Source organism: Actinokineospora globicatena, from assembly GCF_024171945.1.
Taxonomy (GTDB): Bacteria; Actinomycetota; Actinomycetes; order Mycobacteriales; family Pseudonocardiaceae; genus Actinokineospora; species Actinokineospora globicatena.
The window spans coordinates 203864-211848 of sequence record NZ_JAMTCR010000007.1 but is presented as its reverse complement, the minus strand read 5'-3'; the positions used below and the strand labels follow the sequence as shown (position 1 = coordinate 211848).

The window sequence follows — 7985 nt, the reverse complement described above, 5'->3', positions numbered from 1 at the left end:
CACCACGACGCGGAGCACCGCAGTGAGAAAGGGCTACTTCCGTGAGCGCGGTCCTTGAGTTCTCCCTCGGCTACCAGCACCCGGCCCACCGCGCCCTGCGCGCCTACCTGGGCGAGGTCGCAGGCGAGGTCGGGGTGGGCCTGGAATCGGTCACCGTCGACCTGGACACCCCCGTGTCGGCCTACGTGGCGCTCGACACGCGCCTGCGCAGCCACCCCGGACGGGACGTGGCCCTGCTCTGGGACGAGCGCTCCGGCTGGGCGATCGCGGTGGAGACGCACTCCGGCGAGGACCTCATCGTGCTGCGCTACCTCGGTGGCACCGCCGTCCCCGCGTCGGTGGAGGTGGCCAGGTTCGTCGCGGCGATGCGCCGGGGCGAGCCGGTGGGCCTCACCGAGCCGCCGTCACTGCGCGTCCCGACCGGCCTTGAGGGGCTGGACCTGGCGCCGACGCTGGTGGTGGCCGCCTAGTCCGACCACCGACTGGGACCGTCTTCCCACTCCGGGCCGCGAGCGCGAGCTTGACGCGGCCCGGAGCGCTCCCATGACTAGGATTCTGGCGAGGACTCGCGTTGAGCAGCCAGCGCCGAGCCGATGGCGGCCTTGACGGCCGGTGGCGTATCGGACGTGCGTGGAGGGTGCTGGCGTGGCTATTGAACCCGACGAAGGTGATTCTGACCTGGGCTGGATCGCGGGTCAGCTGGTCGGGTTGACCACTGACCTGCTGGCGGCGGGCAGCGTCGTCGACGTCCTGGAGCGGGTCGTGGTGACCACCAAGGACATCGTGGCCGGGGGTGACCTGGTCAGCGTCACGCTGCGCGCCCCGGACGGCGGTTTCCACACGCCGGTGTCCACCGACGCCGCCGCCGAAGACCTCGACCGGTTGCAGTACGAGTTCGGTGAGGGTTGCTGCGTGGAGTGCGCGCGCGAGGACGGCCCGGCCGCCGCGCACAGCCCCGACCTGGCCGTCGACGGCCGCTGGCCCCGGTTCGGCCCGGCGGCGGCCGCGCTCGGCTTCCGCTCGTTGGCCTCGGTCGCCCTGTTGCCGGACGTGCGCGCGCCCAGGCTCTCCGGCGCGCTCAACGTGTACTCGCGCGCGCCGCACGTGTTCGACGCGGGCGACCGGGACGCCCTGATGCTGCTGGGCACGCACGCCTCGCTGGCGCTGGCCGCCGCCGAGGGCGTCACCCGGGAGCAGTTGCGGGTGGAGCAGCTGCGCGAGGCGCTCGACACCCGCGACGTCATCGGGCAGGCCAAGGGCATCCTGATGGTGCGCCGCGGCATCGGCGCGGACGAGGCGTTCGACACGCTGCGCCGCACCTCGCAGAACATCAACGTCAAGCTCCGCGACCTGGCCAAGACCCTGGTCAACCGCCACCACCTGCTCGACTAGCCAGCGGGAGGACCGTCCGCCGGGTCGCGGCGACCCGGCGGACGGCTTCTTTCCATGAGCCCGCGTGCTGCTGCTTAACACGAGCAGGCTCACGTTCAGCGGCACGAGGACGACGCAGAGATACCCATCTGGCGATCATCCACACCACACAGTCGCCACCTCCTCACCGCGCTCGCCCGCCCGCCTGGGTAAAGAGCAGTCAAATTCGCTCCAATAGTCCGGCAATGAATGATTCGATGGTCCCGTTGATGGATTCGCTGACATATCAAGTGGTGGATATTCGGTCGATCTGGCGGAACCGGCGCGACCAGGCGTTTTAGTCCGAAAATGGCGTGTGGCAATTGGGAAGCGCGGCCGCTTTGACACATTCGTTGACGCTGTATTGGGTGGCTCATACATTTTGGCGGTCCGAGCTCTTCGGCATTCCCTGCATCTAGAGGAGTGTGGCGTGAAACGCACCCTTGCCCTCGTGCTCGCCGCGGGCGCGGCGACCCTGGCGGTCCACGCGGTGACCGGCGCCGCTGACGCCGCGCCACCCGCGCCGTCGGCCCAGCCCCCGGTCGCCCTCGCGGTCGCCGCCGCCGACAAGGCGGCCGCCTCCGGTCTCGACGCCCTCGCCAAGGGCCCGGACGAGCAGTTCGTCCGCCGCGCGGTCTACTCCGGCGGTGTCCCCGGCCGCAAGGAGCTGTTCTACGTCTCCTACGACCGCACCTACAAGGGCCTGCCGGTCATCGGCGGTGACGCCGTCGTGGCCACCGACGCCGCGGGCAACACCCTCGACACCGTCGCCGCCAACCGCGGTGGTCTCGCCGTGTCGACCACGCCCAAGTTGACCGCGCGCCAGGCCGAGGACATCGCCCGCGCCAAGGTGTCGCATGTGGACAAGGTCGAGCCCGGCAAGCTCGCGGTGCACGCGGGCGGCCTCGGCACCCTGGTCTACGAGACCGTCGTCGCCGGGCACCGCGCCGACGGCGTGCCCACCCGGCTGCACGTCTACGTCGACGCCCGCACCGGCGCCGTGGTCGACTCGGTCGACGACGTGCGCGCGGGCACCGGCACCTCGCAGTGGAACGGCCCGAACCCGCTGACCATCGACACCAGCAACAACAGCACGGTCGACAACACCCGGCCCGGCCTGAGCTGCGTCGACTACGCGACCAAGCAGCCCTTCACCAAGGCCAACAACTCCTTCGGCAACGGCCAGGCGACCAGCAAGGAGACCGGCTGCGTCGACATCCTGTTCTCCACCCAGAAGCAGTGGGGGATGCTCAAGGACTGGCTGGGCCGCAACGGCATCGACGGCAACGGCCGCGGTGTGCAGGTGCAGGTGGGCCTCAACCAGGTCAACGCGTACTGGACCGGCGACCACATCGAGATCGGCAAGAACCAGGCCAACCAGTGGATCGCCTCGGTCGACGTCGCCGCGCACGAGCACGGCCACGCCATCGACCAGTACACCCCGGGCGGGGCGGGCCGCGAGGCCGGTCTCGGTGAGGCCACCGGCGACATCTTCGGCGCGCTGACCGAGGCCTACGCCAACGAGCCCTCGCCGTACGACACCCCCGACTACACCGTGGGCGAGTCGGTGAACCTGGTCGGCCGCGGCCCGATCCGCAACATGGCCAACCCGTCGCTGGTCAACGGCGACCCGAACTGCTACTCCAGCGCCATCCCCAACACCGAGGTGCACGCCGCCGCGGGCCCGATGAACCACTGGTTCTACCTGCTGGCCGAGGGCACCAACCCCGGTGGCGGCAAGCCGACCAGCCCGACCTGCAACAGCTCCACGCTGACCGGTATCGGCATCCAGGCCGCGGGCCGCATCTTCTACAACGCGATGCTGCTCAAGACCTCGGGCATGTCCTACGCCAAGTACCGCGTCGCCACCCTGACCGCGGCGAAGAACCTGGACCCGTCGTGCCAGCAGTACAACGCGACCAAGGCCGCGTGGAACGCCGTCACCCTGCCCGCGCAGTCCGGTGAGCCCACCTGCACCAACACCCCGGGCAACGAGTTCAGCCTCTCGCTGAGCCCCTCCTCCGGCACCGTGCAGGCCGGCGGTAGCACTACCTCCACCGTGTCGACCGCGACCACTTCCGGTAGCGCGCAGACGGTTGCGCTGTCTGCCACCGGTCAGCCCAACGGCGTGACGGTCACCTTCAACCCGTCGTCGGTGCAGTCCGGTGCGTCCTCGACGCTGAACATCGCTGTTGGCTCTAACGTCGCCGCCGGGTCTTACCCGATCACGGTTCGCGGCGCCGGAACCACGACCCACACCGCCGTCTACAACCTGACCGTCGGCGGGCAGCCCCCGACAGATGACTTCTCGCTTGCCCTCAGCCCGACCTCCGGCAGCACTGCGGCCGGCGGCTCGGTTAGCACCACCGTCGGCACGACCGTGACCACCGGCGGGTCCCAGAAGGTCAACCTGAGCGCCTCGGGCCTGCCTTCGGGCGCTACCGCTACCTTCACGCCGTCGTCGGTGGCGTCGGGGGAGAACTCGACCCTGACCATCGCGACCACCGCTGGCGTCGCCCCCGGCGACTACAGCGTGACCGTCACGGGCGCGGGCACCGCCTCGCACTCCGCGACGTTCACCCTCACCATCACCGGCGGCAACCCCGGCGGCTGCGGTGGCCTCCCCGAGTGGAGCTCGTCGCAGGCCTACGTCCCCAACGACGAGGTCTCCTACAACGGCCACAAGTGGAAGTCCACCTGGTACTCCACCGGCGCGGAGCCCGGTGCCCCCGGCTCCTGGGCCGTCTGGCAGGACGCTGGCACCTGCTGATCCGCTGGCACCTGCTGATCCGCTGGCACCTGCTGATCTGAACGAGGGAACGGCCCCGCGGTCTGTCGAGACCGCGGGGCCGTTCGTCCATCTCAGTGCCCGACCACCCACACGACACCCGCTTGTTCGGGCGCCGCGCGGGTCATGCCGCGGCACGTGCTCGCCGCCAGCAGCACCAGGAACAGGACCCCGACCAGGCCGAGGCACCCGCCCCCGCCGCCGCTGCGACCGCGTTCGCGGACCCGCACCGTGCCGCCGGGCGGGATACCGGGGTGCCGGTGCGCGTAGTGGCTCTCCTGCCACTGCGCGCCCTGCGACTCCGTCGTCCACGAAGTCCGGAACCCGCACTCGCCGCACACGTACTGGAACTGGGACATCGCCACCGCCTACGGGTGCCGCAGGCGACCCATGAGCAGGCCGACGAAGTGGTTCATGTCCGCCTGCAGGCAGGGCTCTTGCGCGTGCTTGCCGGTGCAGCCCGGCGCCCACCCGCTGCCGTCGCCGTAGTCGACGAAGTCGAACGGCACCCCCGCCGCGGTCAGGTTCGCGACCGCCACCAGGTTCGTCTCGCGCGCCTGCTGCTCGGCGACGGCCTGCAGCGGGTTGTCGAGCAGGTTGCCGCCGTTGCCGGTGTAGAGCGCGACGCCCATGCCGCGCAGCGGGGCCACGTTGTGCGCCGGGCTCTGCGCGTTCCAGATCCCGTCGAACGGCCACACCGGCACACCGAAGATCGCGTCCACGCCGACCGTCGGCACCCCGGACTCCGCCATGGTCTCGGTGAACACCACCACGCCGCGCATCACCGCGCCGCGCAGGTCCAGCCCGCCGGACATCGAGCCGACGTAGCCGAACAGCTCCGGCCGGTGCTCGGCGTAGTGCAGCGCGCCGAACCCGCCCATCGAGTGACCCAGGATCGCCCGCCCGTCCCGCGCCGCGATGGTCCGCAGGTTCGCGTCGACCAGCGGGATGAGCTGGTTGAGGTGGAAGTTCTCCCAGTTCTGCTTCCCGACCGCGCCCGGGTTCACCCAGTTCGAGTACCAACTGCGCACCCCGTTGGGTTGCACGGTGATCAGCGGCGTGCCCCGCGTGGCCTTCTCCACCATCCGCTGGTTCCACTCGGTGTCGGGCCGGTCCGGGTTGCCGTGCAGGGAGTAGAGGACGGGGTAGCGCGCGGTCGAACCGCTGTACCCCTCGGGCAGCGTCACCACGATCTTGTGCTGACCGGCCACCTGGCCCGGTAGCAGCGTCGGCCGGGGGACTTCGGTAGAGGCAACGGAGATGGTGAACGTACGTCGTGCGTCGTCGACCCACGCTGGCTGCTCCACCACGGTCAGCCCGAACCCGTTGGCGAAGTGCGGTAGCTCTACCGCCGCGGCTGCCGGAATCGGTGCTAGCGCCGCCGCGAAGGTCGCGGCCACGGCACCCCACCGCGCCAGTTTGCGGATGTTCATGGAGATCCCTCCCAAGGACCCGGCCCGGTCGGACCGGTGTCCCGAGCCTGGCGAACCCGCTGGTCAGCCGAACAGGTCAGGAAGCGGCCATGCGTGGCCGGTTGGCGATATGGTCGACTTCCGGCTCGATCGGGGGGGGTCGCACGGTGGCGGGGGAGTACCGCACGGGTGAGTCCCACGCGGGTGAGTTCCACAAGATCGTCCGAGGGCTGCGCCGCGCGGCAGGCCTGACCCAGGAGGAGCTCGCCCGGCGTTCGGGGATCAGCGAGCGCACCATCCGGCGGCTGGAGAGCGCGGACCCGGGCGACACCAGGATCGGCACCGTCAAGCTCATCGCCGACGCCTTGGACCTCAGCGCCGAGGACCGGCGCGCTCTGCTGACGGCAGCGGGATCAGACGAGCCACCCGAACCGGTAGAGCTACCCGCCCAGCGCGATCGGTCAGTGCTACCGGCTGACGATGGCCTCTCCGACGCCGTGCGCAGGCTCGCCCACATCGTCCGCGCGCGGTGGGAGCAGGAAGAGGGCCAACGCGGGGTGCACGACCCGTTCCCACTGCCTGTCCGCTGGCACCCGGTCCCCGAGCACCTCGCCGACCGCTGGGACAACGTCTGCCGCGTCCCACCTGGCGCGCAAGCGCAGCCACTCGACCTGACCGGGGACCTGTCGCGCGTCGCCGAGATCTACCGCGCTGTCCCGTCCGGGCGGCTGGTCGTGCTCGGCGAGGCCGGATCGGGCAAATCCGTCCTGGCCATCCGCTTCGTCTTGGACTACCTGAGCACGCGCGCCGACACCGAGCCGGTACCGGTCATCTTCAGCCTCGGCGGGTGGGACCCGGCGGTCCCGCTGCGCGAGTGGCTGGTCGACCGGCTGGTGCGCGACGACCCCGGCCTGCTCGCCCCGGGCCCGTCCGGGTCGAGCCTCGCCGCTGCCCTGGTCGCCGCCGGTCGGGTCCTGCCGGTGCTCGACGGCTTCGACGAACTCCCCGCCGGTCTCCGCGCGGCCGCGCTGGCCGCGTTCAACCGGACGTCGCTGCCGATGCTGCTGACCAGCCGCCCCGAGGAGTACGCGGCGGTCGGCACGGTCCTCAACTGGTCCGCCGGGGTCGAACTCGAGGGTCTCGACCTGACCGACCTGGCCAACTACCTGCCTCGGACCAGTCGAACCGCCGCCTGGGAACCGCTGGTCGACTACCTGCCGCCACCGCTGGCGGAGGCGTTGCGCACCCCGCTCATGGTCACCCTCGCCCGCACCACCTACGGCGACGACCCGACCGCGCTCGCCGACCCCGCCCTGGACACCGCCGAGGTCATCGAGGAGCACCTGCTCGCCGGGTACCTGCCGTCGGTGTACGCCGACGACCGCCGGTGGCCGCTGGACCGGGTCCGGCACTGGCTCGGTCACCTGGCCGCGGCCAGCCCGGTGGAGGTCGCCTGGTGGCGGCTGGGGGACATGCTCAGCCGCTCGACCAGGGTGGCGGCCGTCGTCATCGCCACTTCCCTGGTCACGGCCGTGGTCGACATCGTGGTCTCGGCGGTCGCCCTGCTGGTGCGCGGGGAGTCGGGGATGTCGATCGCGCTGCTCGACGCCCTGCTGATCGCCCCGGTCGTCGGGCTCGCCTTCGGCGTGATCTACGGCGTCATGGTCGTGGTCCTCGGCGGCCGGGTCGAGCCGGCCCGGGTCCGCCTGCGCCTCGGTCGACGGGTCCGGGTGCGCCCGTCCGTGCCCGCCCGGATGCTCGTGGGCTTCCTCGGCGGGTTCGTCGTCGGCCTCGGCTACGGCCCGATCTCCCTGCTGCTGCGGGCCATCCTCATCGGCTTCCCCACGGCCGCGGACTTCCTGGTGGGGGCCGTGGTCAACGCGCTGGTCCTCGGCGTGGTCTACGGCCTGGCCGCGAGCGTGGTCCTGGGCCTGGTCACGCTGCTGGAGTCACCGCACGACCTGGCCACGGTCACCAGCCCGTTGACCATCCTGCGGACCAACCGCACCACCGCCATCCAGTTGGTCGCGCTGCTCGCCCCCCTGCTCGCGCTGGGCATCCACTCCAGCGGCGCCCTGGTGGTCGTCCTGTTCGACGGCGTGGTCGGCGAGCTCGACTGGAACAACCTCTCCAGCTTCCTCCTCTCCCTCGTCGGCGGGATCATCGGCGCCATCTCCTACGTCCTGGCCTTCACCGCCTGGGGCCAGTGGCTCCTGTTCACCCGCCTCTGCCTCCCCCTCCTGGGCCGCCTCCCGTGGTCCGTCACCACTTTCCTGGCCGACGCCCACACCCGCGGCGTCCTGCGCCAGTCCGGCGCCGTCTACCACTTCCGCCACGCCCGCCTGCGCACCCACCTCTCCCGCTGACCACACCCG

General features: G+C 71.1%; 6 protein-coding genes. 4 read left to right on the top strand and 2 right to left on the bottom strand.

What is annotated here, in order from left to right:
* The first annotated feature begins 41 nt into the window (after positions 1 to 41).
* From LV79_RS32065 to LV79_RS32055, 3 genes are all read left to right on the top strand, one after another.
* Entirely contained in the window at positions 42 to 470 is a 429-nt protein-coding gene (locus LV79_RS32065; protein ID WP_253842062.1) for a DUF6292 family protein, read from the top strand.
* Between the two features lie 175 nt (positions 471 to 645).
* Positions 646 to 1392: a GAF and ANTAR domain-containing protein gene (locus LV79_RS32060; protein ID WP_372495517.1), complete on the top strand. Its 747-nt coding sequence runs from the start codon at positions 646 to 648 to the stop codon at positions 1390 to 1392.
* 448 nt (positions 1393 to 1840) lie between these two features.
* Positions 1841 to 4180, top strand: a complete 2340-nt coding sequence (locus LV79_RS32055) for a M4 family metallopeptidase (RefSeq protein ID WP_253842061.1) — start codon at positions 1841 to 1843, stop codon at positions 4178 to 4180.
* A gap of 92 nt (positions 4181 to 4272) precedes the next feature.
* On the opposite strand, the gene LV79_RS32050 is transcribed toward LV79_RS32055, so the two are convergent.
* Together LV79_RS32050 and LV79_RS32045 are read right to left on the bottom strand one after the other, a co-directional pair.
* Positions 4273 to 4557, bottom strand: a complete 285-nt coding sequence (locus LV79_RS32050; RefSeq protein ID WP_253842060.1) for a hypothetical protein — start codon at positions 4555 to 4557, stop codon at positions 4273 to 4275.
* A 9-nt stretch (positions 4558 to 4566) separates the two neighbouring features.
* Positions 4567 to 5631, bottom strand: a complete 1065-nt coding sequence (locus tag LV79_RS32045; protein ID WP_253842059.1) for an alpha/beta hydrolase — start codon at positions 5629 to 5631, stop codon at positions 4567 to 4569.
* Positions 5632 to 5777: 146 nt separating this feature from the next.
* Here LV79_RS32045 and LV79_RS32040 point away from each other — a divergent pair, with 146 nt between their 5' ends.
* Positions 5778 to 7976, top strand: a complete 2199-nt coding sequence (locus LV79_RS32040) for a helix-turn-helix domain-containing protein (RefSeq protein WP_253842058.1) — start codon at positions 5778 to 5780, stop codon at positions 7974 to 7976.
* Positions 7977 to 7985: the final 9 nt, after the last annotated feature.

What these genes read in the sequence shown, in the direction of transcription:
- LV79_RS32050 (WP_253842060.1), bottom strand. Translation starts at nt 4,557, where the DNA reads ATGTCCCAGTTCCAGTACGTGTGCGGCGAGTGCGGGTTCCGGACTTCG.
- LV79_RS32045 (WP_253842059.1), bottom strand. Translation starts at nt 5,631, where the DNA reads ATGAACATCCGCAAACTGGCGCGGTGGGGTGCCGTGGCCGCGACCTTC.